The organism is Streptomyces griseiscabiei (genome assembly GCF_020010925.1).
Lineage (GTDB): Bacteria > Actinomycetota > Actinomycetes > Streptomycetales > Streptomycetaceae > Streptomyces > Streptomyces griseiscabiei.
The window spans coordinates 2,591,743-2,618,447 of the sequence record NZ_JAGJBZ010000002.1 but is presented as its reverse complement, the minus strand read 5'-3'; the positions used below and the strand labels follow the sequence as shown (position 1 = coordinate 2,618,447).

Annotated in this window: 21 protein-coding genes and 1 riboswitch; of the genes, 14 read left to right on the top strand and 7 right to left on the bottom strand. The window is 72.6% G+C overall.

What is annotated here, in order from left to right; translation table 11 throughout:
- Positions 1 to 74 precede the first annotated feature (74 nt).
- The 4 genes from J8M51_RS28690 to J8M51_RS28675 form a co-directional block, all read right to left on the bottom strand.
- Positions 75 to 1,523: a cation:dicarboxylate symporter family transporter gene (locus tag J8M51_RS28690; RefSeq protein ID WP_086764247.1), complete on the bottom strand. Its 1,449-nt coding sequence runs from the start codon at positions 1,521 to 1,523 to the stop codon at positions 75 to 77.
- Between the two features lie 230 nt (positions 1,524 to 1,753).
- Entirely contained in the window at positions 1,754 to 2,914 is a 1,161-nt protein-coding gene (locus J8M51_RS28685; RefSeq protein WP_216587293.1) for an FAD-dependent monooxygenase, read from the bottom strand.
- Between the two features lie 114 nt (positions 2,915 to 3,028).
- Positions 3,029 to 4,333, bottom strand: coding sequence for a cytochrome P450 (locus J8M51_RS28680; RefSeq protein ID WP_086755072.1), 1,305 nt, complete (start codon positions 4,331 to 4,333; stop codon positions 3,029 to 3,031).
- A gap of 20 nt (positions 4,334 to 4,353) precedes the next feature.
- Positions 4,354 to 5,724 (bottom strand): glutamine synthetase family protein, encoded by a 1,371-nt coding sequence (locus J8M51_RS28675; RefSeq protein WP_086755073.1) that lies wholly within the window; start codon positions 5,722 to 5,724, stop codon positions 4,354 to 4,356.
- Between the two features lie 165 nt (positions 5,725 to 5,889).
- On the opposite strand from J8M51_RS28675, the gene J8M51_RS28670 reads away from it, so the two are divergent.
- The 10 genes from J8M51_RS28670 to J8M51_RS28625 all read left to right on the top strand — a co-directional run bounded on the left by J8M51_RS28670 (position 5,890) and on the right by J8M51_RS28625 (position 16,119).
- The gene (locus J8M51_RS28670) at positions 5,890 to 6,078 is read left to right on the top strand and encodes a ferredoxin (RefSeq protein WP_086755097.1); all 189 of its coding nucleotides are present in this window, start codon (positions 5,890 to 5,892) and stop codon (positions 6,076 to 6,078) included.
- 5 nt (positions 6,079 to 6,083) lie between these two features.
- Positions 6,084 to 7,274, top strand: a complete 1,191-nt coding sequence (locus tag J8M51_RS28665; RefSeq protein ID WP_086755074.1) for an NAD(P)/FAD-dependent oxidoreductase — start codon at positions 6,084 to 6,086, stop codon at positions 7,272 to 7,274.
- Positions 7,275 to 7,286: 12 nt separating this feature from the next.
- Positions 7,287 to 8,099 (top strand): acetoacetate decarboxylase family protein, encoded by an 813-nt coding sequence (locus tag J8M51_RS28660; protein ID WP_086755075.1) that lies wholly within the window; start codon positions 7,287 to 7,289, stop codon positions 8,097 to 8,099.
- Positions 8,100 to 8,201: 102 nt separating this feature from the next.
- Entirely contained in the window at positions 8,202 to 9,665 is a 1,464-nt protein-coding gene (locus tag J8M51_RS28655; protein WP_086755076.1) for an aldehyde dehydrogenase, read from the top strand.
- Positions 9,658 to 10,584: a 3,4-dihydroxyphenylacetate 2,3-dioxygenase gene (locus J8M51_RS28650; protein ID WP_086755077.1), complete on the top strand. Its 927-nt coding sequence runs from the start codon at positions 9,658 to 9,660 to the stop codon at positions 10,582 to 10,584. Before J8M51_RS28655 ends, J8M51_RS28650 begins: the two co-directional genes overlap by 8 nt.
- A complete protein-coding gene (locus J8M51_RS28645; RefSeq protein WP_086755078.1) occupies positions 10,577 to 11,422 on the top strand; it encodes a fumarylacetoacetate hydrolase family protein in 846 nt (281 codons plus the stop codon). The genes J8M51_RS28650 and J8M51_RS28645 overlap by 8 nt, the downstream gene beginning before the upstream one ends.
- Positions 11,423 to 11,481: 59 nt before the next feature.
- Positions 11,482 to 12,168 (top strand): TetR/AcrR family transcriptional regulator, encoded by a 687-nt coding sequence (locus J8M51_RS28640; RefSeq protein ID WP_256964368.1) that lies wholly within the window; start codon positions 11,482 to 11,484, stop codon positions 12,166 to 12,168.
- Between the two features lie 205 nt (positions 12,169 to 12,373).
- On the top strand, positions 12,374 to 13,831 hold the full coding sequence (locus J8M51_RS28635) for an APC family permease (protein ID WP_086755079.1): 1,458 nt from the start codon (positions 12,374 to 12,376) through the stop codon (positions 13,829 to 13,831).
- Between the two features lie 45 nt (positions 13,832 to 13,876).
- A complete protein-coding gene (locus J8M51_RS28630) occupies positions 13,877 to 15,373 on the top strand; it encodes an aldehyde dehydrogenase (RefSeq protein ID WP_086755080.1) in 1,497 nt (498 codons plus the stop codon).
- Positions 15,370 to 16,119 (top strand): gamma-glutamyl-gamma-aminobutyrate hydrolase family protein, encoded by a 750-nt coding sequence (locus J8M51_RS28625; RefSeq protein WP_086755081.1) that lies wholly within the window; start codon positions 15,370 to 15,372, stop codon positions 16,117 to 16,119. The genes J8M51_RS28630 and J8M51_RS28625 overlap by 4 nt, the downstream gene beginning before the upstream one ends.
- Here the strand turns inward: J8M51_RS28625 and cobN are convergent.
- The gene (gene cobN, locus J8M51_RS28620; protein WP_086755082.1) at positions 16,077 to 19,703 is read right to left on the bottom strand and encodes a cobaltochelatase subunit CobN; all 3,627 of its coding nucleotides are present in this window, start codon (positions 19,701 to 19,703) and stop codon (positions 16,077 to 16,079) included. The two genes, J8M51_RS28625 and cobN, sit on opposite strands and share 43 nt — an antisense overlap.
- 92 nt (positions 19,704 to 19,795) lie before the next feature.
- Positions 19,796 to 19,871, bottom strand: a riboswitch (cobalamin riboswitch).
- 125 nt (positions 19,872 to 19,996) lie between these two features.
- On the opposite strand from cobN, the gene cobG reads away from it, so the two are divergent.
- From cobG to cobJ, 3 genes are all read left to right on the top strand, one after another.
- The gene (gene cobG, locus J8M51_RS28615) at positions 19,997 to 21,301 is read left to right on the top strand and encodes a precorrin-3B synthase (RefSeq protein ID WP_256964371.1); all 1,305 of its coding nucleotides are present in this window, start codon (positions 19,997 to 19,999) and stop codon (positions 21,299 to 21,301) included.
- Between the two features lie 83 nt (positions 21,302 to 21,384).
- Positions 21,385 to 22,017 (top strand): precorrin-8X methylmutase, encoded by a 633-nt coding sequence (locus J8M51_RS28610; RefSeq protein WP_086755098.1) that lies wholly within the window; start codon positions 21,385 to 21,387, stop codon positions 22,015 to 22,017.
- 77 nt (positions 22,018 to 22,094) lie between these two features.
- Positions 22,095 to 23,534 carry a precorrin-3B C(17)-methyltransferase gene (cobJ, locus tag J8M51_RS28605; protein WP_236067350.1) on the top strand — a complete coding sequence of 480 codons (1,440 nt, stop codon included), beginning with the start codon at positions 22,095 to 22,097 and terminating at the stop codon, positions 23,532 to 23,534.
- A gap of 208 nt (positions 23,535 to 23,742) precedes the next feature.
- Here cobJ and J8M51_RS28600 read toward each other — a convergent pair whose 3' ends face one another.
- Positions 23,743 to 24,492: a cobalt-precorrin-6A reductase gene (locus J8M51_RS28600; RefSeq protein WP_086755084.1), complete on the bottom strand. Its 750-nt coding sequence runs from the start codon at positions 24,490 to 24,492 to the stop codon at positions 23,743 to 23,745.
- Positions 24,493 to 24,510: 18 nt separating this feature from the next.
- Between J8M51_RS28600 and J8M51_RS28595 the strand changes: the two genes are divergently transcribed.
- Positions 24,511 to 25,668, top strand: a complete 1,158-nt coding sequence (locus J8M51_RS28595; protein ID WP_086755085.1) for a cobalt-precorrin-5B (C(1))-methyltransferase — start codon at positions 24,511 to 24,513, stop codon at positions 25,666 to 25,668.
- Here the strand turns inward: J8M51_RS28595 and J8M51_RS28590 are convergent.
- Complete coding sequence (locus tag J8M51_RS28590) at positions 25,665 to 26,678, bottom strand: ABC transporter substrate-binding protein (RefSeq protein WP_086755086.1); 1,014 nt, start codon at positions 26,676 to 26,678, stop codon at positions 25,665 to 25,667. The genes J8M51_RS28595 and J8M51_RS28590 overlap by 4 nt on opposite strands.
- Positions 26,679 to 26,705: the final 27 nt, after the last annotated feature.

Below are 26,705 nucleotides of genomic sequence, written 5' to 3'. Positions count from 1 at the left end.
GAATCGTGGCTCAAGTCGCCCGCGCCGGGCGGACCACGACCCCACGACTTCGCCAGGTCCGGGCGAACTCCCGCTCAAGGTGTCTCCAGCGGGCGGTTCTTGCTCGGCTCGGCCTGGGCCTCGGCGGGTTCGCGGGGGCCGACGAGGGCCTCGCGCGGGGCCGCGAGGCCGGACTTGAGCGGGGCCTCCGGTCCGGCGGCGGGCAGGGGCTCAGGTGCGGCCGCGGTGCCGCTCGGTTCGCCGTGGGGCTCGTCGTCCGACTCCTCCACGAAGGGCATCTCTCCGCCCAGTACCTTCTTCGCGCGGGCCGTGTCGAGGGCGCCCTCCCAGCGGGAGACGCCGAAGGCGGCGACGCAGTTGCCGAGGAGGTTGGTGGCGACGCGCATGGAGTCCATGATGCGGTCGACGCCGAGGAGGAGGGCGACCGCGCCGGCGGGGATGACCCCGAGCGCGGAGGCGGTCGCGGAGAGGGCGAGGAAGGCCGAACCGGGGACGCCCGCCATGCCCTTGCTGGTGAGCATCAGCATCAGGACGACGGTGACCTGCTGGCCGAGCGTGAGGTCGACGCCGACGGCCTGGGCGATGAAGAGCGTGGCGATGGAGAGGTAGATGGACGCGCCGTCGAGGTTGAAGGAGTACCCCGTGGGCACCACGAGCCCCACGGCGTCGTCCCGGCACCCGGCGTGGCGCAGCTTCTGCATCATGCGGGGCATGACGGTCTCGCTGGAGGCGGTGCCCAGCGCGAGCAGCATCTCCTCACGGGTGTAGCGGACGAACTGCCACAGGCTCAGCCCGGTGACCGCCTTGAGCACGACCGCGAGCAGCAGCAGGAACAGCGCGGCCACGCCGTAGCAGACGGCGATGAGCTTGCCGTACGTCGACATCACGCCCAGCCCGTACTGCCCGACGAGGTGGGCGGTGGCCCCGAAGACGGCGAGCGGGGCGAGCTTCATGATGAAGCCGACGATCGCGAAGACGACCTCCTGCGCCTGCTCGACGGCGGGCAGGATCTTGGGCACCTTGGTGTGGCCGAGATGCAGCAGCGCGGCGCCCACCAGACAGGCCAGGACCAGGACCTGGAGCAGCGAGTTCTCGGCGAAGGCGCCCACCGCGCTCTCGGGCAGCGCGTGCAGCAGGAACTCACTGGTCGACGGCAGCGAACCGCCGCCCGTCCGGTCGTCGACCGCTCCGGCGTCGAGCTTGGCCGGGTCGACGTTCATCCCGGCGCCCGGGGCGAAGAGGTTGCCCGCGACCAGGCCGATGAGCAGGGCGAACGTGGTCGCCACCTCGAACCAGATCAGGGCCTTGAGGCCGATCCGCCCGAACGCCCGCAGATTCCCGGCCTTGGCGATGCCGGTGACGACGACACAGAACACCAGCGGCGCGATCACCGCCTTGATGAGCCTCACGAAGCCGTCGCCCAGCGGTTGGACGGCCGTGCCCACATCGGGCCAGAGCCGTCCCACGAGAAGCCCGAGCGCCAGGGCGAGGCCGACCTGAAGGAACAGTGAGGTGCGCAGCAGACGGGCGGCGCGGCGTGGCAGGGACGGTGACGATGACGGGACGGACAGCGACACGGGCTTCCTCCGAGCTTTCTTCCGCTATTCGGAAGGAGACTTCCGAAACACGCCCGTAACTATGGATCAACAGGAGACTCCACAGAACCCCGTGGAGTCTCCTCGCTGAAATATTGGATGTTCGTCCGAAAAGGACACCCCGTGCCACCGACAGCCGTCTCCGCCTGCGCGCTCGCCTACGCCTCGTCGATCCCCCACGCGCCCGCGTGCGGGCCGAACTCGTTCTCCGCCGCCCGCGCGGCCAGCCGGGCGTCGCGGGCGAGCGCCTCCGGCCCGTCCGGGAGGTGGTAGTCCTCACCGGCCCGCGCCGACCCGGCCTGCACCCGTGTGGCGGTGGCCAGCCGTCGGCGCACGTACCGGTCGAGCGCGTCGGGCACGTCGGCCGGTGCCGCGCCCGTGAGGCAGTCACCGAGGACGGCCGCGTCGACGAGGGCCTGGGCGGCACCCTGGGCCTGGAAGGGCACCATGGCGTGGGCGCTGTCGCCGAGCAGCGTGACCCGGCCGACGTTCCAGCGGGCGAGCGGGGCGCGGGTGTGGATGCCCTGGCGGAGCACCGTGCCGGTGCGGCCGAGGACGTCGCGCACCCGGGGGTCCCACCCCTCGAACGCGCGCAGTTGCTCCTCCGGCTCGGCGCGGGCGGTCCATGACTCGCGGGCCGCGTCGGTGCCGACGACGCCCACGACGTTGAGCAGTTCGCCGCCCCGTACCCAGTAGTGCACGACGTGCCGTCCGGGTCCGAGCCAGAGGGCGTACTCCGGGAGGTCGAGGTCGGCCACCCGCTCGGCCGGCACCAGCGAGCGGTAGGCGGCGGTCCCCGAGAACAGCGCCTCGTCGGCGCCGAAGAGCCATCGGCGGGCGGCGGATCGTATACCGTCCGCGGCGACGACCAGGTCCGCCGTCAGCCGGTCGCCGTCGGCCGTCGTCACCCGCGCGGAGGTGTCGTCCTGGTCGATGCCCACGGCGACGGTGTCCAGCCGCACCGCGGCGGGCGGCACCGCGGCGGCGAGGGCCTGGTGCAGATCGGCCCGGTGGACCTGGAGATACGGCGCCCCGAACGCGTCCTCGGCCGCGCGGCCCAGCGCGTAGTGGCAGATCTCGCCGCCGTCGGACCAGGTGCGAAAGCTCAGCCGGGACGGCCGGGAGGACCGGGCGTCGACCGCGTCGAGGACGCCGAGCCGGCGCAGGACGCGGGTGGCGTTCGGCGCCAGCTGGATACCGGCGCCGATCTCGGTGAAGCGCGGCGCCTGCTCGACCAGGGTCACCTCGCACCCGGCGTGCCGCAGACTCAGGGTCGCGGCCAGTCCGCCGATGCCCGCCCCCACGACGATCGCCCGCATGGCCCCACCTCAGGTCGACGTCGTCCCACGCTACCGGCGGAGGAGGAGCGGAGGCAGGCGTGCGACGACGTGAAGTCGCCGCGCGCGGGCGCACCGGGGGAGGGCGGCCGACGCTCAGGCGAGGGTGACCTCGACCGGCAGTTTCTTGATGCCGTTGACGAAGTTGGAGCGGACGCGGGGCACCTCGCCGGCGAGGCGGATGTCGGCGAGGCGCGGGATCAGCTCCTCGAACATGATGCGGATCTCGGTGCGGGCCAGCAGATTGCCCAGGCACAGGTGCGGGCTGCCCTTGCCGAAGGTGACATGGTCGTTGTCGGCGCGGGCCACGTCGAAGTCGTAGGGGTCGCCGAAGACCGCCTCGTCGCGGTTGCCGGAGGCGTACCACATGACGACCTTGTCGCCCTCCTTGATCCGCTTGCCGCCGAGGTCGACGTCACGGGTCGCGGTGCGGCGGAAGTGGTAGACGGGGGACGCCCAGCGCAGGAACTCCTCGGTCGCCAGCGGGATCAGGGAGGGGTCCTCCTGGAGGCGGGCGAGCTGCTCGGGGTGCTGGAGCAGGGCCAGCATGGAGTGGGTGATGGTGTGGCGGGTGGTCTCGTTGCCGGCGACGACGAGCAGCAGGAAGTAGTTGTCGAAGTCCTGCGCGGAGAGCGGGACCCCGTCGCGCGGGGTGGTGTTGACGAGCCGGGAGACCAGGTCGGTGCCGTCGCCGCCGCGGCGCTGCCGGGCCAGTTCACGGCCGTACTCGAAGACTTCGAGGGAGGCGGGCGAGCGGAAGGGCAGATGCTTGTACTGCTCGCTCTCCGCGCTGCCGAGCAGGACGTCGGCGTAGTCGGGGTCGGTGTTGCCGATGATGCGGTTGCCCCAGTCGATGAGCTTCTGGTTGTCCTCCGGGGGGACGTCGAGGAGTCGGGCGAGGACGTTGATGGGGAAGTCCGCGGAGACGTCGGCGACGAAGTCGAAGGTGCCCTTGGCGAGGGCGGTGTCGAGGGTGGTGGCGGTGAGGCCGCGCAGGAAGTCGGCGTAGCTGTTGATGACGTTGGCGCCGAACTGGCGCTGGAGCAGGCTGCGCAGGGCGCGGTGGCGGACGCCGTCCAGTTCGAGGATGGAGGCGCGGGTCCTGATCTGGTCGTCGTCGACCTCTTCGAGGTTGACGAACTTCGTGGAGGTGAAGGTCTCGGCGTCGCGGTCGACGGTGGCGATGTCGGCGTGCCGGGTGACCGACCAGAAGCCGGAGTTGGGGGCCTCCTCGGGCTGCCAGTGCACGGGGTCGTGGTGGCGCAGGGTGTGGAACATGCGCCACGGTGTGATGCCGTCGGTGAAGTTGTCGAGGTCGGCGAGGTTTACGTCGTCCAGCGGCATGGGCTCTTCCACGGCCTCGCGGGCGAAGGCGGTGGGAAGGTGGGCGGAAGTGGTCATGGTGGTGGTTCTCCCGGGCGTCACAGGTGGTAGGCGTACTCGGTGAACTCCCAGTCGGTGACGTGCCGTTGGAAGCGTGCGACCTCGTCGCGCTTGTAGGTGAGGTACGAGGTGGTGAAGTCCTTGCCGAGGATCTCGGTGAGTGCGGTGTCCGCCTCCAGCGCGTCGAGAGCGGCGGGCAGGCTCATCGGCAGGACGGCCGCGCGGGCGGTGTCGTAGCCGTAGCCCTCCAGGGGGGCGGCGGGTTCCTCGCCCGCCAGCACCCCGAGCAGCGCGGCGGCGATGGTGCCGGCGATCAGCAGATACGGGTTGGCGCCGGCGTCGCCGAGGCGCAGTTCGAGGCGGGCGCCCAAGCCGCGCTCGGGCGGGATGCGGACCATGGCGCTGCGGTTGTCCAGGCCCCAGTCGATCAGCCAGGGGGCGAGGGTGTCCGGGCCGAAGCGCTTGTAGGAGTTGACGGTGGGGTTGGCGAGGGCGGCGAGGGCCGGGGCGTGGGCGAGGACACCGGCGATGGCGTGCCGGGCGGTCGTGGACAGCCCGTACCGGCCCTCGGGGTCGTCGAAGGCGTTGTTCCCCTGCTCGTCGTCGCAGGAGAGGTGGAGGTGGAAGCCGGAGCCGCCCGCGTCGTTGAAGGGCCGGGCCATGAAGGTGGCGAGGCGGCCCTCCTTGCGCGCAAGTTCCTTGACGGCGGCCTTGAAGCGGAAGGAGCGGTCGGCGGCGCTGAGGGCCTCGGAGTGGGTGAGGTTGATCTCGAACTGGCCGCCGTCGAACTCGTGGTTGCCGTTGGTGACCCCGATGCGCAGATCGCGGAGCTGGCGCAGGGTGCGCAGGAGGTGGTTGTCGGGGTCGGCGCGCAGACCGGCGGTGTAGACGACGCCGGCGGCGCCGGAGTAGCGCTTCCAGCCGCTCGGGGAGCCGGGGTCCTCGTCGCAGAGGAAGTATTCGAGCTCGGGGCCGACCACCGGGCGCAGGCCCTGTTCGGCGCAGCGGGCGAGCACCGAGCGCAGCAGGTCCCGGGGGGACTCGGGGGCGGGTGCCCCGGTGGCCGGGTCGATGGTCTCGCCGAGACAGGTGGCGACGCCGGGCTCCCAGGGCAGGGCGACCAGGGTGTCGAGGTCCGGGCGGACGTGGATGTCCGGCAGTCCGGCGTCCAGACCGCCCGCGACGGGGACGACATCGCCCTGCGGCGAGGTGTGGTAGACGGCCTTGCAGAAGGCGAGGCCGTGTTCGCACGCCGTCGGCAGCTGCTCCAGCAGCACGTCACGGGCCCGGTCGGTGCCGATCAGGTCCGGATAGGTCACCCGGACCACGTCGATGCCCTCGGCGGCCAGCCGCTCCTGGTGGTGCGCGACGGCTTGGTGCCTGACGGCCGGTGTTTCGGATGCGCTCACCGTTGTCTCCTCGGCGGCTCGGACCAGTTGTTTGGTGCCAAACGATAAGAACGACCACAGCGGCCCGCAAGGGGGTCGGACAGAAAAATTATCCACCTGGACAGGTATTGACCAGGGGTGGGCGACTTCCTATGTTGTTTGAAGCCAAACGAGTTGGAGGTCACCATGAAGGTCGTCGTCGACATGAACAAGTGCCAGGACCACGGGCAGTGTGTCTTCGCCGCCCCCGACGTCTTCCAGCTCGACGGGAACGGGCGCCTGGCCTATGTCAGCGACCCCGACGACGCGCTGCTCGACGAGGTCGAGGAAGCCGCCGACGTCTGTCCGCTGCAGGCCATCCGGATCGAGGCCTGACCGCCATGAGCACACGCGTTGTCGTGGCCGGCGCCTCCATGGCCGGGCTGCGCGCCGCCGAGCAGCTGCGCGCGGCCGGCTGGACCGGGGCGGTCACCGTCGTCGGCGACGAGCCCCACATGCCGTACAACCGGCCCCCGCTCTCCAAGGAGGTGCTGGCCGGAAAGGCGCCCTTCGAGTCGCTGGCCTTCCGCCCCCGGGCGAGCGTGGCCGACGTGGAGTGGCGCCTCGGTACGAAGGTCGTCGCCTCCCGCCTGGCCGACCGGACCGTCGCACTGGACGACGGCTCGGTGCTCGCCTACGACGCCCTGGTCGTCGCCACCGGGATGCGGCCCCGGCGGCTGCGCTGCCCCGGCCCCCTGACCGGCCGGCACACGGTCCGCACCCTCGCCGACGCGCAGGGCCTGCGGGACGAGCTGACCCGGCCCGGGGTCCGGGTGGTCGTGGTCGGTGCCGGTTTCATCGGCTGCGAGGTCGCCGCCACCGCCGTGGGACTCGGCGTCGCCGAGGTCACCGTCGTCGATCCGCTGGAGCTGCCCATGGTCGGGCCGCTCGGCGAACTCCTCGGGCGCGCGCTGCTGCGGCGGCACGAGGAGCGCGGGGTGCGGTTCGCGCTCGGCAGGGGCGTCGCCGGGTTCGAGGGCGAGGACCGGGTCACCGGCGTCGTGCTGGACGACGGGACCGTCCTGCCCGCCGACGTGGTCGTGGAGTCGGTGGGCTCGGTCGCCAACGTGGAGTGGCTGGAGGGCAACGGCCTCGACCTCTCCGACGGCGTGCTCACCTGCGCCCAGCTGCGGGTCGGCGGCCGACCCGAGGTGGTCGCCGTCGGTGATGTCGCCCGGTTCCCCAACGCCCGCTACGACGGCGTGCCCCGCCGGGTCGAGCACTGGTCCATCCCCACCGACACCGCCAAGCACGCGGCGAAGGTCCTCACCGGCGCCGAGCTGCCGCCCTTCGCGCCGCTTCCCACGTTCTGGAGCGACCAGCACGACTTCCGGCTCCAGTCCTTCGGCGCACCCGTGCTCGGCCGGGACGACGTACGGGTCCTGGACGGCGACCCCGCCGCCGATGTCCTGGTCGGTTACCACCACGGCGGCCGGCTGGTCGGCGTCGTCGCGCTCGGCGGCCCCCGGGCCGTGTCCGCCGCCGCCCGCTACCGCGCCGAACTGCTGAAGCAGCCCGCCCTCACCGCGTAAGGATCCCCTCTCATGTCTGCTGTCCGTGGCTACTTCCACCCCAAGACGGCGAGCGGTGCCTCGTCGCTGATCCCCGCCCCGCCGTGGCGCTACTCGGGCGACCTGCTCACCGTCGAGTACCGCACGGACCCGGCGCGGGTACGTGAGCTGCTGCCCGAGCCGCTGGAACTGGCCGACGAGGACCCGGGCGCGGTCGCGCTGATCTGGGCCGACTGGCAGTCCTGCTCCGCGTCGGGGGCCGAGCTGCTCGATCCGGTGCTCTCGCAGTACAAGGAGGCCTTCGCGGTCGTCCGCTGCGGGTACAAGGGGCGGACGTACTCGCGGTGCGTCTACATCTGGGTCGACAAGGACTTCGCGATCGCCCGTGGGCTGCACCAGGGGTATCCGAAGAAGCTCGGGTCCATCCACCAGACGCGGCCCCATCCGTACGGGCCCGCTCCGCGGATCGCCGCCGGGGCGCGGTTCGGGGCGACGCTGGCCGCCGCCGACCGGCGCCTCGCCCAGACCGTGGTCACGCTGCGGGAGCCCGCGGAGACCAACGGGTTCGTGAACGCGCACCCCATGGCGCACCACCGGTGGCTGCCGTCCATCGAGAACGGCAAGGGGCTGGCGCTCGACGAGCTGATCGAGACCGGGGCGGCGTCCTTCGAGGCGGGTCAGGCGTGGATGGGTGAGGCCGAGCTGGAGTTGTTCGAGGCGCCTACGGAGGAGTTGGCTCGGCTGGAGGTTCGTGAGCCGATCGCCGCGTACTACCGGCAGGTGGGCGTTGTCTGGGACGGCGGACGGTTGTTGGAGTCCGGGACGTCCGAAGCGGTTGCCGAGTGAGGTTCGTGGGCGACTGCGGGTTCGTTGTGGCTGGTCGCGCAGTTCCCCGCGCCCCTGAAGGGGCGCGGCCGTTCCCCTCTTCGTACATCTGGAGCCATCTTCATGTCTGACAAGATCATCGTCGCCGGGGTCTCCGTCGACACCCGACACTGGATCGGTGGGCGGCGGGTCGCCTCCGCCGGGACCTTCACCGATGTCTCCCCCATCGACGGGCGCGTTCTCGGTGAGATCGCCCGTGGCGGTGCGGCCGAGGTCGAGGCCGCCGTCGCCGCCGCCCGGGAGGCGTTCCCCGCCTGGGCCGCCACCCCTCGCGCCGAGCGCGCCCGTCTGCTGCACGCCGTCGCCGACGGGGTCGAGAAGCGGCTCGAAGAGCTGGCGATCGTCGAGACGAACGACAACGGGGCCCTGCTGCGCTCCCACCGCCGAGGCGTCATGCCCCGGGTGGCGCACAACTTCCGGTTCTTCGCGGACCGGCTGCTGACGCTGGAGCACGAGGAGTTCGAGACACGCGGGCACGCCAACCACGTGAGCTGGGACCCGGCGGGGCCGTCCGTGCTGATCACTCCGTGGAACGCGCCGCTGATGCTGGCCACCTGGAAGGTCGCGCCGGCGCTGGCGGCCGGCAACACGGTGATTCTGAAGCCCGCCGAGTGGACACCGCTGACCGCGTCGCTGCTGGCGGACATCGCCGCCGAGGCGGGGCTGCCCGCCGGGGTGCTCAATGTCGTACAGGGGTACGGGTCGGAGATCGGTGACGCGCTCACCTCGCATCCGGACGTACGGCGGATCAGCTTCACCGGGTCGGTGCCGACGGCCAAGCGGATCGCCGCGTCGGCGGCGCCGAACCTCACTCCGCTCAGCCTCGAACTGGGCGGCAAGTCACCGCTGCTGGTGTTCGCGGACGCCGATCTGGAGCTGGCCGTCGACCTCGCGGTGGAGCAGTACGACAACGCCGGGCAGGTCTGTCTCGCGGCCACCCGGTTCCTGGTGGAGGAATCGGTCGCCGAGGAGTTCACCCGGAGGTTCGTCGAGAAGGCCGGAGCCCTCGTACAGGGGGACCCCCGGGACGAGACCACCGACATCGGGCCCAACATCCATCCCCTGCAGCTGGAGAAGATCGACGGGTTCGTGCGGCGGGCGGTCGCGGACGGGGCCCGGGTGGTCGTCGGCGGGCACCCGAAGGACGGGCAGTACTACGCGCCCACGCTGCTCACCGATGTCGCCCAGGACTCGGAGATCGTGCAGGAGGAGGTCTTCGGGCCGGTCCTGACCCTGCAGACCTTCACCGACGAGGACGAGGCGGTCCGGCTCGCCAACGACACCCGGTTCGGACTGGCGGCCACCGTCGCCACCGGTGACACCGAGCGCGCCGCGCGGGTGACCGAGCGGCTGGTCGCGGGCACGGTCTGGGTGAACTGCTTCTTCGTCCGCGACCTGCGGGCGCCCTTCGGCGGCTCCCGGCACTCCGGGGTCGGCCGGGAGGGCGGCACCTGGAGCTTCGACTTCTACTGCGACCTGAAGAACACCGTGACCGCGCCGAACGGAGGGAACCAGGACCATGGGTGAGATCGTCGGGGCCGGGCTGCTCGCCCACGTCCCCACCATCGTGCTGCCGGAGGCCGACCGGCTGGAGCTGAACGAGGGCAGGGAGATCACCCTCGTCACCGGGCTCCGGCAGTTGCGCAAGGACGTCTTCGAGCGCGACGACTACGACACCGTCGTCGTCCTCGACTCCCACTGGGCCACCACGGTCGAGTTCGTGGTCACCGCCCAGCAGCGCAGGGCCGGGCTCTTCACCTCCGAGGAGCTGCCGCGCGGGATGTGCCGGATGCCGTACGACTTCCCCGGTGACCCCGAACTCGCCCACAACATCGAGAAGTTCGCCGACAAGCACGGCACCTGGATCACCGCGATCGAGGACGAGTACCTGCCGATCTACTACGCCACGATCAACCTCTGGAAGTTCCTCGGCGAGGGCCTGCCGGACAAGCGGTGGGTGACCATCGGGGTCTGCCAGACCGGGGACATGGAGGACCATCTGCGGCTGGGGCGGGCGCTCGCCGACGGGATCGCCGCGACCGAGGGGCGGCGTGTGCTGGTGATCGCCTCCGGAGCGCTGTCGCACACCTTCTGGCCGTTGCGCGAGCTGCGCGACCACGAGTCCAGCGACCCGGTCCACATCTTCACGCCCGAGGCGCGCGAGGCGGACCACGAGCGCATCGCCTGGTTCAAGGAGGGCCGCCACGACAGGGTCCTCGACACCATGGACGCGTTCTGGAAGTACAAGCCCGAGGCGAAGTTCTTCCACTACCTGATGATGGCCGGCGCGCTCGGCGAGCGGGCCTGCACCGCCAGGGCCCGCCAGTACGGCGCGTACGAGAACTCCATCGGCACCGGACAGGTCCACCTCTGGTTCGACCGCCCCGCCGACGGCTGGACCGGCAGCACCCCTACGACCACCACCACGGAGCCCACCCATGCCTGAGTACCGCCGCATCCTTCTCGACGGAGCCACCGTCGACGTCACCGTCGACGGCGACGAACTGGTCGCCGGTGACGGCCGCCGCGTCAAGACCGAGGAGGCCCGGCACCTCCCGCCGGTCGTGCCGTCCAAGGTGATCGCCGTCCACCTCAACCACCGCAGCCGCGTCGACGAGTTCCAGATCGATCTTCCTCAGACACCCACCTACTTCCACAAGCCGACCTCCTCCCTCAACTCCCACCAGGGCGCGATCGTCCGGCCCGACGGCTGCAAGTGGCTCAACTACGAGGGCGAGGTCGCCATCGTCATCGGGAAGACCGCGCGGAACATCTCCCCCGCCGAGGCGGGCGAGTACATCGCCGGCTACACGGTCGCCAACGACTACGGTCTGCACGACTTCCGTGACACCGACGCCGGTTCGATGCTGCGGGTGAAGGGCTCCGACACCCTCTGCCCGCTCGGGCCGGGGCTCGTCACCGACTGGGACTTCCACGGCAAGCGGCTGCGGACGTACGTCAACGGCGAGGTCGTCCAGGACGGTTCGACGGACGAGATGAAGTGGGACATGCACTACCTCGTCGCCGACATCGCCCGCACCATCACGCTGTACCCGGGCGACGTCCTGCTCTCCGGCACCCCGGCCAACTCCCGGCCGGTCCAGCCCGGCGATGTCGTCGAGGTGGAGGTGGAGGGCCTCGGCCGGCTCACCAACCACATCGTGACCGGCCCCACCGCCGTACGGAGCGACGTGGGCGCGCAGCCCACCGAGTCCGAGGAGGTGCTGTCCACCGCGCTCGGCGGCGACTGGGAGTTCCGTGGCGTCCGCCCGCCCCGGCGGTGACCTCCCGGGGTGGAGACGGGCCCGTGGCGGGCGGGAGGAAGGCGGGTAGGGTCACGCGCATGACCGACTCCGCCGACGTCCCGAAGAGCCGACGGCCACGCAAGCGCCTCCACTACGGCGCGGGCCGCGAGGCCCTGCTGAACGCCGCCGTGCACGTGGTGGCGCGGGGCGGGCTGCGCAAGCTCACCTACCGGGCGGTCGCGGAGCAGGCGGGGGTCACCCATGGTCTCGTCGTGCACCACTTCGGGTCGCGGGACGCGCTGATCGAGGAGGCCCTCGCCCACACCATCCGCACCTCGCTCGACACCAGCTCCCTGGAACCGGGCACCGGCAGGGTCGCGGACTTCTCCGTCGGGCTGTCCGAGATGGTCACGGCCGATCCGGACACCCAGGCGTTCCAGTACGAGCTGCTGCTGGAGTCCCGCCGCCGGCCGGAGCTGCTGCCGCAGATCCGTGAGCTGTACGACGAGTACTTCGACGCCGCCCGGCGCGAGCTGGGCCGGATGCTCCCGGCCGGCGCGGACCAGGCGCTGACCCGGCTGGTCTTCGCCGCGCTGGACGGGCTGGTGCTGCACCAGCTGGTCTTCGACGAGCCGGAGGTCACGGACCGGGCCGTGGAGGAGCTGCGCACCCTGCTGCGGCTGCTGCACGCGAACGGCGACGCCCGCCGGGACGACGAGGCCGACGCGGTGGGCGACGCCGACGCGGTGAGCGACGCCGACGTGGTGGGCGACGCCCTCGCATAGCCTCTGACCTCAGTGGTCACGGCCCCGGGCGTCCGTCGTCCGGGGCTTCTCGGTGTGCCCGCGCGCTCCTGTCGCACCCGTCGGCCACACCTCCTGAAAATCTTCACGAGCCCCCTTGCCAAACGGATAGTTCGGGCCCACGATGAGGCAACTCGTTTGGGCCTAAACGAAACCCATCCCTCCCCGTCCCCGACAGGTGATCCGAGTGGACAGTCAGACGGCGGTCGCCCCGCACCACGCACCAGACCCCTCCACGGCAGGCAGGCTCAAGCCCGATTCGCTCGGTGTCCTGGGCATCCTCTTCTTCGTCCTTTCCGCCCAGGCCCCGCTGACGGGCATCGCCGGCGCCGTCCCCATCGCCGTCGTCATCGGCAACGGCGCCGGGGTCCCCGCCGCGTACATCGCGGCCGGCGTCGTGATCCTGCTCTTCTCCATCGGCTTCGTCACCATGGGCCGCCATGTCGTCGACGCCGGCGCCTTCTACACCTACATCGGCAAGGGACTCGGCCGGTCGGCCGGCTCCGGCAGCGCCGGTGTCGCGCTCTTCGCGTACTGCGCCATCCAGGCCGCGATGTACGGGCTCTACGGCGCCACGGTGAGCGGTCTCGTCGAGCACTACGCCGATGTCAGCATCGCCTGGTGGGTGTGGGCGCTGGTGACGATGGTGGTCGTCCAGGTCCTCGGCGCCGCCGGGATCGAGATGGGCGCCAAGGTGCTGGCCGTGTTCGTGCTGGCGGAGTTCAGCATCCTGATCGCCTTCGCCGTGGTGACCTTCGTCAAGGGCGGCGGCCCCGAGGGGCTCGGCCTCGCCGACAGCTTCTCGCCCGACGCGGCGCTCCAGGGCGCCCCCGGGGTGGCGCTGATGTTCGCCGTGGCGTCGATGTTCGGCTTCGAGGCGACCGCCATCTACGGCGAGGAGGCCCGGGAGCCCAGGAAGACGGTGCCGCGCGCCACCTATCTGTCGGTCGCGGTGGTCACCGGCTTCTTCGCCTTCACCTCCTGGATGCTGGTCTCCGCGCACGGCGCGTCCCAGGCCACGGCGGAGGCGGGCAAGGCGCTGGAGGGCGGCGACGCGGCGGGCTGGGTCTTCGCCCCCATCGCGGCGGAGTTCGGCGCCTGGACCGGCGACGTCCTGCCCGTGCTGCTGGCCACCTCCCTGTTCGCCGGCATCCTGGCGTTCCACAACTCCGCCAACCGCTATCTGTTCTCCCTGGGCCGCGAGGGTCTGCTGCCGCGCGGGCTGACCACGCTCAACAGCCGCCACTCCCCCTGGGCGGCCGGTGTCGTCCAGACCGTGATCGCGGCGGCCCTGATCGTCCCGTTCGCCGTGCTGGGCAAGGATCCCGTGCTGACGCTGTTCTCCTGGTTCAGCGGTGTGGCCGTCCTCGCGATGATGCTGCTGTACTTCCTGACCTCCGTCTCCGTGGTCGTCTTCTTCCGCCGCACCCGCGCCGACACCCGGCCCTGGAACACACTGATCGCACCGGTGCTCGGCGCGCTCGGCATCGCCGGGGCGATCTGGCTGATCATCGTGAACTTCACCACCCTCATCGGCGGCGACAGCACCACCGCGATGTGGCTGCAGCTGACCGTGCCGGTGGTGCTGGTCCTGGGTCTCGTCGCGGCACGGGTGACCCGGGGCGGCCGGCCGGCCACGGACTGACCCCGGTCCAGGAACCACCGAGAAACGACAAGAAGAGGAGCGCCCATGCCCGCCCCCGCCCCCGCACACGACGTACTGCTCCGTCGCGCCAAGGAGCTGGACCTGCCCGGCAGGCACCACATCGACGGGGTGGACGAAGCGGGCGGGGGCGCCTCCTTCGCCGTCGTGTCCCCCCGCGACGGGCAGGTCCTCGTCGAGGTCGCCGACGCCGGCGACGCCGAGGTCGGCCTCGCCGTGGCCGCCGCCCGCCGCGCCTTCGACTCCGGCCCCTGGCCGCGTCTGGCCCCCGCCGACCGGGGCCGCGTCCTGCTCCGGGTCGCCGAACTCCTCGAAGAGCAGCGGGAGAGGCTCGCCCTGACCATCACTCTGGAGATGGGCAAGCCGTACACGGAGGCGCACGACATCGAACTGCGCGCCGCGATCACCACGTTCCGCTGGTACGGGCAGCTGGCCGACAAGCTCACCGACGAGTCGCCGCACACCGCCCCCGACTCCCTGGCCCTCGTCACCCGGGAGCCCGCCGGGGTGGTGGGCGCGGTCGTACCATGGAACTTCCCGCTGACACTGGCGAGTTGGAAGGTCGCCCCGGCGCTCGCGGCCGGCTGCACGGTCGTCCTGAAGCCGTCCGAGAACTCACCGCTCTCCGCACTGCTCCTCGGCCGGATCGGCACCGAGGCCGGACTGCCGCCCGGTGTCCTCAACGTCGTCACCGGTGACGGACCGACCGCCGGGCGGGCCCTCGGCCTCCACCCCGACGTGGACGTGCTCGCCTTCACCGGCTCCACGGCCGTCGGCCGGCACTTCCTGCGCTACTCCGCCGACTCCAACCTCAAGCGCGTCTGGCTCGAACTGGGCGGCAAGTCACCGAACATCATCCTCCCCGACGCCCCCGACCTGGAGAAGGCCGCCGCCACCGCCGCCTGGGGCATCTTCTTCAACCAGGGCGAGATGTGCACCGCCCCCTCCCGGCTCCTGGTGCACTCCTCCGTCGCCGAACGCGTCACCGAGGCGATCGTGGCCCGCGCCCGGGAGCTGCGCGTCGGCGATCCGCTCGACCCGGCCACCGAGATGGGCGCCCTGGTCGGCGAGAGCCACCTGGAGCGGGTGCGGGACCATGTCGCCACCGGTCTGAGCGAGGGGGCCCGCCTGCGCGCGGGCGGCTCCCGGACCCGCGCCGAGACCGGCGGCAGCTATCTGGAGCCCACCGTCTTCGACCGGGTGGACCCCGGTATGCGGCTGGCCCGCGAGGAGATCTTCGGCCCCGTCCTGTCGGTCCTCGCCTTCGACGACCTCGACGAGGCCGTGACGCTCGCCAACGCCACCGAGTACGGCCTCGCCGCCGGCCTGTGGACCTCCGACCTGGCCACCGCCCACAAGGTCTCGCGCGCGCTGAAGGCCGGGACGGTCTGGGTGAACTGCTACGAGGAGGGCGACCTGACCGTCCCCTTCGGCGGCATGAAGCAGTCGGGCAACGGCCGGGACAAGTCCGCCCACGCCATCGAGAAGTACACCGAACTGAAGACGACCTGGATCCAGCTGTGACCACGCCCGTACGACCGCTGATCGCCGTCCCCGCCCGCTTCGCCGCCACGACCTCCGCGCTGCGGTACGCCGCCGAGGTCAACGCCCGCGCGCTGATCGAGGCCGTCTGGCGGGCGGGCGGCGAGCCCGCCTCCATCCATCCGGCCCCCGAGGACGTGGCCGCGCGCCTCGCCCGCTTCGACGGGGTCCTGCTCCCCGGCGGCGGCGACCTCGCCCCGCACCGGTACGGCGCCACCGACACCCACTCCAGCGTCTACGACGTGGACGAGACACAGGACGCCTTCGATCTCGACGTCGCCCGCACCGCCCTGGAGTCGGGCATCCCGCTGCTCGCGGTCTGCCGGGGCCTCCAGGTCGTCAACGTCGCCCTCGGCGGCACCCTGGAACAGGACATGGGCGGCCCGGACCGGGAGCACCGCCACCTCGTGCACCCGGTGGCGCTCCGGCGCGAGACCCTGGTGGAGCGCGCCACCGGGGCGCAGAAGGTGGAGGCCTCCTGCTACCACCACCAGCGCGTGGACCGGCCGGGCGAGGGGCTTCAGGTCACCGCCCGCGCCGCCGACGGCACCGTCGAAGGGCTCGAACTCCCGGGCGCGCCCGGCTGGTTCACCGCCGTCCAGTGGCATCCGGAGGACACCGCCGAAGAGGACCCGGTACAACAGGCCCTCTTCGGGGCGCTCGTGGCGGCGGCCGGGGCCCGCCGTCAGTCCTCGCCGCCCTCCAGGTCCCCCTCGGCCTCCAGGTAGACCTGACGCAGCCCCTCCAGCACCGCCGGGTCCGGCTTCTCCCACATACCGCGCGACTCCGCCTCCAGCAGCCGCTCGGCGATGCCGTGCAGGGCCCAGGGGTTGGCCTGCTGGAGGAACTCGCGGTTGGTCTCGTCGAGGACGTAGGTCTCGGTGAGCTTGTCGTACATCCAGTCGGCGATCACGCCCGTGGTGGCGTCGTAGCCGAACAGGTAGTCGACGGTGGCGGCGAGTTCGAAGGCGCCCTTGTAGCCGTGGCGGCGCATCGCCTCGATCCACTTGGGGTTGACCACACGGGCCCGGAAGACCCTCGACGTCTCCTCGACGAGGGTGCGGGTGCGGACCGTCTCCGGGCGGGTGGAGTCGCCGATGTACGCCTCGGGAGCCGTGCCGCGCAGGGCGCGGACGGTGGCCACCATGCCGCCGTGGTACTGGAAGTAGTCGTCGGAGTCGGCGATGTCGTGCTCACGGGTGTCGGTGTTCTTCGCTGCCACCTCGATCCGCTTGTACGCGGTCTCCATCTCCTCGCGGGCCGGGCGGCCGTCCAGTTCCCGGCCGTAGGCGTAACCGCCCCACACCGTGTAGACCTCGGCGAGGTCGGCGTCGGTGCGCCAGTCGCGGGAGTCGATGAGCTGGAGCAGGCCCGCGCCGTACGTGCCGGGCCGGGAGCCGAAGATCCGGGTGGTGGCCCGGCGTTCGTCGCCGTGGGAGGCCAGGTCCGCCTGGACGTGGGCCCGTACGTGGTTGACCTCGGCGGGCTCGTCGAGCGACGCGGCCAGCCGTACGGCGTCGTCGAGCAGCCCGATGGTGTGCGGGAACGCGTCGCGGAAGAAGCCCGAGATGCGCAGGGTGACATCGACGCGGGGGCGGCCCAGTTCCTCGGCGGGAACGGCCTCCAGGCCGGTGACACGGCGGGAGGCGTCGTCCCAGACCGGGCGGACGCCGAGCAGGGCCAGGGCCTCGGCCACGTCGTCGCCGGACGTGCGCATGGCGCTGGTGCCCCACAGGGAGAGGCCCACGGAGGTGGGCCATTCGCCGTTGTCGGCGCGGTAGCGCTCCAGCAGGGAGTCCGCGAGGGCCTGCCCGGTCTCCCACGCGAGGCGGGAGGGGACGGCCTTGGGGTCGACGGAGTAGAAGTTCCGGCCGGTCGGCAGGACGTTCACCAGGCCCCGGAGCGGGGAGCCGGAGGGGCCGGCGGGGACGAAGCCGCCGTTCAGGGCGTGGACGACGTGGTGGAGTTCGGCGGTGGTGGCCTTCAGGCGCGGGACGACCTCGCGGGCGGCGAACTCCAGGATGGCGGTGACCTGTTCGCCGTGCTCGTCGGGCACGGAGTCCGGGTCCCAGCCCAGCTCCTCCATACGTTCGACCAGGGCGCGGGCCTTGGCCTCCGCCTCGTCGGCGGTCGTACGGGTGGCGGCGGACTCGTCGAGGCCGAGGGCCTCGCGCAGACCGGGCAGGGCGGTGGTGCCGCCCCAGATCTGCCGGGCCCGCAGGATGGCGAGGACCAGGTTGACGCGGTCGGCGTCGGCCGGCGGGTTGCCGAGGACGTGCAGACCGTCGCGGATCTGGGCGTCCTTGACCTCGCAGAGCCAGCCGTCGACGTGGAGCAGGAAGTCGTCGAAGCCGTCGTCCTCGGGGCGGTCGTTCAGACCGAGGTCGTGATCGAGCTTGGCGGCCTGGATGAGGGTCCAGATCTGGGCGCGGATCGCCGGGAGCTTGGCCGGGTCCATGGAGGAGATCTGGGCGTACTCGTCGAGGAGTTGCTCCAGGCGCGCGATGTCGCCGTAGGAGTCCGCGCGGGCCATCGGGGGCACGAGGTGGTCGACGAGGGTGGCGTGGACGCGGCGCTTGGCCTGGGTGCCCTCGCCCGGGTCGTTGACCAGGAAGGGGTAGATCAGCGGCAGGTCGCCGAGGGCGGCGTCGGGGCCGCAGGCGGCGGACAGGCCCGCGTTCTTGCCGGGCAGCCACTCCAGGTTGCCGTGCTTGCCGAGGTGGATCATCGCGTCGGCGCCGAAGCCGCCGTCGTCGGCGCGGGCCGCGATCCAGCGGTAGGCGGCCAGGTAGTGGTGGGAGGGCGGGAGATCGGGGTCGTGGTAGATCGCGATCGGGTTCTCGCCGAAGCCGCGCGGCGGCTGGATGAGGATCAGCAGATTGCCGAAGCGCAGGGCCGCGAGGACGATGTCGCCCTCCGGGTTGGCGCTGCGGTCGACGAACATCTCGCCGGGCGGCGGGCCCCAGTGCTCCTCGACGGAGGTGCGCAGCTCCTCGGGGAGTCCGGCGTACCAGCGGCGGTAGTCGGCCGCCGGGATACGGACCGGGTTGCGGGCCAGCTGCTCCTCGGTCAGCCAGTCCTGGTCGTGGCCGCCGGCCTCGATGAGGGCGCGGATCAGTTCGTCGCCGTCGCCGGAGGCGAGACCGGGGACGTCGGCGCCCCCGAAGTCGTAGCCCTCGTCGAGCAGTCGGCGCAGCAGGGCGACCGCGCTGGCCGGGGTGTCCAGGCCGACCGCGTTGCCGATGCGGGAGTGCTTGGTCGGGTAGGCGGACAGGACGAGCGCGAGGCGCTTGTCGGCGCCTGCGATGTGGCGCAGACGTGCGTGGCGTACGGCGATCCCGGCGACCCGGGCGGCGCGCTCGGGGTCGGCGACGTAGGCGGGGAGGCCGTCCTCGTCGATCTCCTTGAAGGAGAACGGGACGGTGATCAGGCGGCCGTCGAACTCGGGGACCGCGATCTGGCTGGCCGCGTCGAGCGGGGAGACACCCTCGTCGCTCTCCTCCCAGGCGGAACGCGAACCGGTCAGGCACAGGGCCTGGAGGATCGGCACGTCCAGGCCGGTGAGGGCGCCCGCGTCCCAGGACTCGTCGTCGCCGCCGGCCGAGGCCTCGGCGGGCTTGGTGCCGCCCGCGGCGAGGACGGTGGTCACGATGGCGTCGGCGGCGCGCAGTTCCTCGATCAGCTCGGGCTCGGGGGCGCGCAGGGAGGCCACGTACAGGGGGAGCGCGCGGGCGCCGGTGTCCTCGATCGCCTCGCACAGGGCGCCCACGAAGGCGGTGTTGCCGCTCATGTGGTGGGCCCGGTAGTAGAGCACGGCGACGGTCGGGCCGTCGGTCTCCCTCGCCTCCCGGGGCAGCGGGCCCCAGGACGGGGCGGGCGCGGGGGCGTCGAAGCCGTGGCCGGTGAGCAGGACCGTGTCGGAGAGGAAGCGGGCCAGCTGCTCCAGGTTGGCGGGGCCGCCGTGGGCGAGATAGGCGTGTGCCTCGGCGGCGATGCCGACGGGGACCGTGGAGGCGGCCATCAGCTGGGCATCGGGCGCCTGTTCACCGGTGAGGACGACGACCGGGCGGCCGTCGGCGAGCAGCAGATCGAGACCTTCCTGCCAGGCGCGGATGCCGCCGAGGAGGCGGACGACGACCAGGCCGGCGCCGTCGAGGAGGGCCGGGAGGTCCTCCAGCGGGAGACGGGAGGGGTTGGCGAAGCGGTACGGGACCGGGCCGCCGGCCGCGCGGGCGCTGAGCAGGTCGGTGTCGGACGTCGACAGGAGCAGGATGTGGGGCTGCGCGGAGCGCTCCCCGGACGATGGCTGCATGCGGCTGCTGGCCTTCCTCGGGGTCCGCGCCCCGGGCGGTGTCGGATCTTCGGGCTCCCCTGCTCGGTCGGGACCGAGGGGTACGGGGAAGGGAGTTCCTGACTCGCCCGCCCTTCCGGGGGCGGGCTCACAGTGGCGGGACCGCGCCGGACTCACACCGGCTTCCTCCCCTGTCGCCTGGTGGCGTTGCCTTGTGGCGTCGGCGGACCGGATGATCCGCCAAGCAGCATAGTAAGGGTCCCCTCAAAAGGGTGGGGGGTACGCCCGGAGTACCGATAGGTATGCTCGCGGCCATGTCCTCCGCGTCTCCCCTTCCGTCATCGTCCCAGGCCACAGTGGCACCACGGGACCGGGGCGACGCCTGCCCGGGGACGCTCAGGCTGCACACGGCGGACGACGGGGCGCTCGCCCGGGTCCGGGTCCCCGGTGGTGTGCTGACCGTCCGCCAGGCCGAGGCGCTCGCGGAGGCCGCCCGGCGGTTCGGTGACGGTGATCTTCACCTCACCTCGCGCGGCAATGTGCAGCTGCGGGGGCTGGCCGGGGGCTGCGGGGGCGAGCTGGCCGGGTCGCTGGCGGCGGCCGGGCTGCTGCCGTCCGCCGGGCACGAGCGGGTGCGCAACATCGTGGCCTCGCCGCTGTCCGGCCTCGACGGGCGGGGTCTGTACGACGTACGGCCCTGGCTGTCGGCGCTCGACGCGGAGCTGTGCGCGAGCACGGCGGCACGGGAGTTGTCGGGCCGGTTCCTGTTCGCGCTCGACGACGGGCGGGGCGATGTGGCCGGGCTCGACGCCGATGTGACCGTACGGGCCGCCGGGGACGGCGGTGCGCTGCTGAGTCTCGGAGCGGCCGACGAGGTCCTGTGGGTGCCGGGCGCGGACGCCGCTCACGCGGCTCTGGCCGCCGCCGAGACCTTCCTGTCGGCGGCGCGGGAGAGCGGGGCCCGGGTCTGGCGGGTGACCGAACTCCCGCAGCGGGAGGCCTTGTCCGGCCCGGTCCGTGACCGGCTGGCCGCCGACGGGATCGCCGCCGAGTCCCGGACCCCTGCGAAGACACCCCCGGCCGGAGCCGAGGGGCCGCCGCCCGGAGCCGTCGGCGACGCCCTCTCCGTCCATGTCCCCCTCGGGCGCCTCACCGGCCTCCAGTGGCGGGAGTTGACCGCACTCGCGGCCACGACCCCGTACCGGGAACTGCGCCTGACCCCCTGGCGGGGAGTCGTCGTCCCGGCGCCCGGCCTGGGCGAGGAGCGGACGGGCGAGGCGCTGGCCCGGCTCTCCGTGACCGGCCTCGTCACCGACCCCGCCTCGCCCTGGCGGCGGGTCGGCGCCTGTATCGGGCGGCCCGGCTGCGCCAAGTCCCTGGCGGACGTACGGGCGGACGCGACCGGAAGCCTGGAGGCGGCCGGGCGCGCGGGACTCCCCCTGTACTGGTCCGGCTGCGAGCGCCGCTGCGGCCGGCCCCCGGGTGACCGGGTCGACGTGGTGGCGGTGGAGGGCGGCGGCTACGAACTGACCCGCACCACCACCGGACCCGAGCCCCGCACCACCCACATGACCGACCCGGGCCGCCTCGCCACCGCCCTGGCGGCGATCACCTCATGAGCGGCACGCACGGCATCCGCACGACGAACGACACCCGCGCCAACGACACCCGTACGACGACCGAGAGCAGCGAGAAGACCACCGTGACCACCTACGACTACGAGAAGGACGGCCCGGCGATCTACCGGCAGTCCTTCGCCACCATCCGCGCGGAGGCGGACCTCGCGGCCCTGCCCGCCGACGTCAGCCAGGTCGCGGTCCGGATGATCCACGCCTGCGGAATGGTCGACCTGGTACGGGACCTGGTGTACACACCGGACGCGGTGGCCCGTGCCCGTGCGGCCCTGCGCGCCGGGGCGCCCATCTTCACGGACGTCCGGATGGTCGCCAGCGGGGTGACCCGCAAGCGGCTGCCCGCCGGCAACGACGTGCTGTGCACGCTCTCCGACCCGGCCGTCCCCGAGCTTGCGGCGAAGCTGGGCACCACCCGCAGCGCCGCCGCCCTGGAGCTGTGGCGGGACCGGCTGGAGGGCTCGGTGGTGGCCGTCGGCAACGCGCCCACCGCGCTGTTCCGGCTGCTGGAGATGATCGACGAGGGCGCGCCCCGGCCCGCCGCCGTCATCGGGGTGCCGGTCGGGTTCGTGGGCGCCGCCGAGTCCAAGGACGCGCTGGCCGCGCATCCGTCGGGCCTGGACCACATCGTCGTACGCGGCCGTCGCGGCGGGAGCGCCATCGCCGCCGCCGCGCTCAACGCGATCGCGAGCGAGGAAGAGTGAGCGGCGAGGCAGTGCGCGACGAGACGGTGCGCGGCAAGCTGTACGGGGTGGGGCTCGGCCCCGGTGACCCGTCCCTGATGACGGTGCGGGCCGTCGAGGTCATCTCCGGGGCGGACGTGATCGCGTATCACTGCGCCCGGCACGGGCGTTCCATCGCCCGCTCGATCGCGGCGCGGCATCTGCGCGCCGACCAGATCGAGGAACGGCTGATGTATCCGCTGACGACGGAGACCACCGACCATCCCGGCGGCTACAAGGGCGCGATGGAGGAGTTCTACGCGGAGGCGTCGGCGCGGCTGGCGGCGCATCTCGACGCGGGGCGCACGGTCGCGGTCCTCGCGGAGGGCGATCCGCTCTTCTACGGCTCCTACATGCACATGCACAAGCGGCTCGTGGACCGTTACGACACCGAGGTCGTCCCCGGTGTGACGTCCGTGTCCGCCGCCGCCGCGCGGCTCGGCACCCCGCTGGTGGAGGGCGAGGAGGTGCTGACGATCCTGCCGGGCACCCTGCCCGAGGAGGAGCTGACGGCACGGCTCGCCGCGACGGACGTGGCCGTGGTGATGAAGCTGGGGCGGACGTTCACCAAGGTGCGGAGCGCGCTGGAGCGTTCGGGCCGGCTGGACGAGGCCCGGTATGTCGAGCGGGCCACCATGGCCGGGGAGCGGGTCGGCGAACTGGCGGACGTGGACCCGGAGTCGGTGCCGTACTTCGCGGTGGCGGTGCTGCCCAGCCAGGTCGACGCCGAGCGGCCCGAGGCGCGGGAGCGGGGCGAGGTCGTGGTGGTCGGGACCGGGCCCGCCGGTCCGCTGTGGCTGACGCCCGAGACGCGGGGCGCGCTGGCCGCCGCCGACGACCTGGTCGGCTACACCACCTATCTGGACCGGGTGCCGAAGCGTGCCGGGCAGGTGCGGCACGGCTCGGACAACCGGGTCGAGTCGGAGCGCGCCGAGTTCGCCCTCGATCTGGCCCGGCGCGGGCGGCGGGTCGCGGTGGTCTCCGGCGGTGACCCGGGGGTCTTCGCCATGGCGACGGCCGTGCTGGAGGTCGCCGCGCAGGAGGAGTACGCGGACGTCCCGGTGCGGGTGCTGCCGGGGGTGACCGCGGCGAACGCCGCCGCCGCCCGCGCGGGCGCCCCGCTCGGCCACGACTACGCCACGATCTCCCTCTCCGACCGGCTCAAGCCCTGGGAGGTCATCGCCGAACGGCTTCGCGCGGCGGCCTCGGCTGATCTGGTGCTGGCGCTCTACAACCCCGGTTCGCACAGCCGTACCTGGCAGGTGGGCAAGGCGCGTGAACTGCTGCTGGAGCACCGGGCTCCGGACACCCCGGTCGTCGTCGCGCGGGACGTGGGCGGTGCCGGCGAGCGCGTACGGATCGTACGGCTGGCCGACCTGGACCCGTCCGAGGTCGACATGCGCACGATCCTGCTGATCGGCTCCTCGCAGACCCGGGTCGTACGGCGTGGGGACGGCGAGGAGATCGTCTGGACACCGCGCCGGTATCCGGAGGGGTGAGCGGGGCGGGGCCGGCTCGACGGACGCGCTCCGTGCCGCGCCGACGAGGGCCGGACGGCCCGGAGCGGACCGCTCCGACGTGCGCGGACTCCGTCCGGCGAGGATCAGCAGGCGGGCGCCGGGCCTCCGGGCGGGCGCCACGCCCCGTCCAGGAGGGCCGACCGTCGCGGGCGCGCCGTGCCGTCCGCGGCGCGGCCGGGCCGGAGGCTCAGTGCGGGGTGCGCGAGCGCTCCCGTACCCACCGGGCGGCCGCCTCGGGGTCCGGCACCACGGGGACGTCCTCGGGCACGGGCGGGCGGCGCACCACGACCACCGGCAGCCCCGCCTCCCGGGCGGCGGTGAGCTTCGGCGCGGTGGCCGCTCCGCCGCTGTCCTTGGTCACGACGACGTCGACGCGGTGGCGGCGGAGCAGTTCCCGTTCACCGTCGAGGGTGAAGGGGCCCCGGTCGAGCAGCACCTCCAGCCGGGCCGGGTACGGGGCCTCGGGCGGGTCGACGGACCGGACGAGGAACCACAGGTCGTCCAGGGCGGCGAAGGCGGCCAGGCCCATCCGCCCGGTGGTCAGGAACACCCGCCGGCCGAGCGTGGGCAGCAGCCGGGCGGCCTCGTCCAGCGAGCCGGCGTCGTGCCAGTCGTCGTCCGGGGCCGGGGCCCAGCCGGGGCGGCGCAGCGCGAGCAGGGGAACATGGGAGGTGGCGGCAGCCCGTGCCGCGTGGAAACTCATGGTCCCGGCGAAAGGATGCGTGGCGTCGATGAGCGCGTCCACCCCGTGCTCGCGCAGCCAGGCGGCCAGCCCCTCGGCCCCGCCGAAGCCGCCGACGCGGACCTCGCCCGGGGGCAGCCGGGGGCTGGCGACCCGGCCGGCCAGTGAGCTGGTCAGCCGCAGGCCGGGGGTGGCGTGCAGCAGCTCGGCCAGGCGGCGGGCCTCCGTGGTTCCGCCGAGGATCAGTACGTGCATGGAAATCCGGGTCCGTTCATGAGCAGCGACAGCAGCGACAGCGACAACACGGCGCAGGGGGCCGGCGCGGCCAAGGGTGGTCGTGCCGCCCAACTGAAGCACACCGGTCTGCGGCACGGCTGGACCACCGGTGCCTGTGCGACGGCGGCGACGACGGCCGCGTACACCGCGCTGCTGACCGGCGAGTTCCCGGACCCGGTGACCATCACCCTGCCGAAGGGGCAGACCCCGGCGTTCGCGCTGGCGGCCGAGGAGCTGACCGACGGCAGCGCGATGGCGGGGATCGTGAAGGACGCGGGCGACGATCCGGACGTCACGCACGGCGCGCTGGTCCGGGCCACGGTGCGGCGGCTGCCCGCCGGGGCGGGCGTGGTGTTCCGGGCCGGGCCCGGCGTCGGGACGGTCACCCGCCCCGGGCTGCCCCTCCCGGTCGGCGAGCCGGCGGTGAACCCGGTCCCCCGGCAGATGATGCGGGACCACGTCGCCGAGGTCGCCGCCCGCCACGGCGGCACCGGGGACGTCGAGATCACCGTCTCCGTCGACCACGGCGAGGAGATCGCCCGCTCCACCTGGAATCCCCGCCTGGGCATCCTCGGCGGTCTGTCGATCCTCGGCACCACCGGGATCGTCGTCCCGTACTCCTGCTCGGCGTGGATCGACTCCATCCGGCGGGGCGTGGACGTGGCGCGGGCGGCCGGGCGCACGCATGTCGCCGGGTGCACGGGGTCGACGTCGGAGAAGACGGTCGTCGCCGAGTACGACCTGCCCGAGGACGCGCTGCTCGACATGGGCGACTTCGCGGGCGCGGTCCTCAAGTACGTACGCCGGCATCCCGTCGGCCGCCTGACGATCTGCGGCGGCTTCGCCAAGCTCTCCAAGCTCGCCGCCGGCCATCTCGATCTGCACTCCGCCCGCTCCCAGGTCGACAAGGGCTTCCTCGCCGAACTGGCCCGGCGCGGCGGCGCCGACGAGGCACTGGCCGCCGAGGTCGCGGGCGCCAACACCGGGCTCGCCGCGCTCCAGCTGTGCGCGGCGGCCGGGGTGCCGCTCGGTGACCTGGTGGCGGAGACGGCCCGTGACGAGGCCCTGGCCGTGCTGCGGGGCGCGCCCGTCGCGGTCGACGTCATCTGCATCGACCGCGCGGGCACGGTTGTGGGGCGCAGTACGGTCCGTTAGCTCTTGGAGGCCGTCCGCAGGTAGGCGGCGAGGCGGGCGATGGCCGACGGGTTGCGGGGGCTCTCGACCAGGTCGACGTAGTCGAGGACGAAGATCCGCTTGTGCTTGATCGCGGAGACGCCGCGCAGCGGGGCGTAGGAGAGCAGGAACTTCTTCTTCTGCTCGGCGCTGACGTCCCCGTAGTCGCAGATCACGATGACGTCGGGGTCGCGCTGGACGACGCTCTCCCAGCCGACGGTGGTCCAGGAGTCCTCGACGTCGTGCATGACGTTGACCCCGCCGGCCTCGGTGATGATCTGCTCGGGGGCGGCGAAGCGGCCGGAGGTGAAGGGCTGGTCCTGGCCGCTGTCGTAGAGGAAGACCTTGGGGCTCTTCGCGGGTGCCTTGCTCCTGACGTCGGCGATCTGCTTCTTGAAGTCGGCGACGAGGGTCGCGGCCCGCTTCTCGACGCCGAACAGCTTTCCGAGGTTGGTGAGGTCGGTGTAGAGGGCGTCGAGGGGCGGCATGATGCCGCGCGAGGTCTCGGTACGGCCGTTGCGGCAGGACTCGGTGAGGATGTACGAGGGGACGCCGAGCTTCTTCAGGGCGTCGGGGGTGAACCCGGCGTCCTCGCGGAACCCGTAGTTCCAGCCGGCGAAGACGAGGTCGGCCTTGGCGTCGAGGACGTTCTCCTTGGTGAGCTGGTCCTTCGACAGCCACTTGACCTTGTCGTAGCCGTCCTTCCACGGCACGCCGCTGAGATCGCCCTTGTCGTCGGGCATGGCGAACCCGGCCATCCGGTCCTCCAGGCCGAGGGCGAACATCAGCTCGGTGATCCCCACGTCGTTGGTGACGACGCGTTCGGGGGCCTTGTCGAAGGTGATCTTCTGTCCGCAGTTGGTGAGGGTGATCGGCTTCGCGGCGGAGGTGGACGGGGACGTGCCGTCCTCGGCCGGTTCGACGGTCGCGCCGCAGCCGGTGGCGGTGACGGTCGCGGCGAGGCAGAGGGCGGCGGCGAGCAGCTTGCGCATGGGCGTGGGTTCCTCAAGGGGGTGGCG

Bases quoted from the DNA above. Each gene is read 5' to 3' on its own strand.
- J8M51_RS28685 (WP_216587293.1), bottom strand. From the start codon at position 2,914: ATGCGGGCGATCGTCGTGGGGGCGGGCATCGGCGGACTGGCCGCGACC.
- J8M51_RS28680 (WP_086755072.1), bottom strand. From the start codon at position 4,333: ATGACCACTTCCGCCCACCTTCCCACCGCCTTCGCCCGCGAGGCCGTG.
- J8M51_RS28670 (WP_086755097.1), top strand. From the start codon at position 5,890: ATGAAGGTCGTCGTCGACATGAACAAGTGCCAGGACCACGGGCAGTGT.
- J8M51_RS28665 (WP_086755074.1), top strand. From the start codon at position 6,084: ATGAGCACACGCGTTGTCGTGGCCGGCGCCTCCATGGCCGGGCTGCGC.
- J8M51_RS28660 (WP_086755075.1), top strand. From the start codon at position 7,287: ATGTCTGCTGTCCGTGGCTACTTCCACCCCAAGACGGCGAGCGGTGCC.
- J8M51_RS28655 (WP_086755076.1), top strand. From the start codon at position 8,202: ATGTCTGACAAGATCATCGTCGCCGGGGTCTCCGTCGACACCCGACAC.
- J8M51_RS28650 (WP_086755077.1), top strand. From the start codon at position 9,658: ATGGGTGAGATCGTCGGGGCCGGGCTGCTCGCCCACGTCCCCACCATC.
- J8M51_RS28645 (WP_086755078.1), top strand. From the start codon at position 10,577: ATGCCTGAGTACCGCCGCATCCTTCTCGACGGAGCCACCGTCGACGTC.
- J8M51_RS28640 (WP_256964368.1), top strand. From the start codon at position 11,482: ATGACCGACTCCGCCGACGTCCCGAAGAGCCGACGGCCACGCAAGCGC.
- J8M51_RS28630 (WP_086755080.1), top strand. From the start codon at position 13,877: ATGCCCGCCCCCGCCCCCGCACACGACGTACTGCTCCGTCGCGCCAAG.
- cobN (WP_086755082.1), bottom strand. From the start codon at position 19,703: ATGCAGCCATCGTCCGGGGAGCGCTCCGCGCAGCCCCACATCCTGCTC.
- cobG (WP_256964371.1), top strand. From the start codon at position 19,997: ATGTCCTCCGCGTCTCCCCTTCCGTCATCGTCCCAGGCCACAGTGGCA.
- cobJ (WP_236067350.1), top strand. From the start codon at position 22,095: ATGACGGTGCGGGCCGTCGAGGTCATCTCCGGGGCGGACGTGATCGCG.
- J8M51_RS28600 (WP_086755084.1), bottom strand. From the start codon at position 24,492: ATGCACGTACTGATCCTCGGCGGAACCACGGAGGCCCGCCGCCTGGCC.
- J8M51_RS28595 (WP_086755085.1), top strand. From the start codon at position 24,511: ATGAGCAGCGACAGCAGCGACAGCGACAACACGGCGCAGGGGGCCGGC.
- J8M51_RS28590 (WP_086755086.1), bottom strand. From the start codon at position 26,678: ATGCGCAAGCTGCTCGCCGCCGCCCTCTGCCTCGCCGCGACCGTCACC.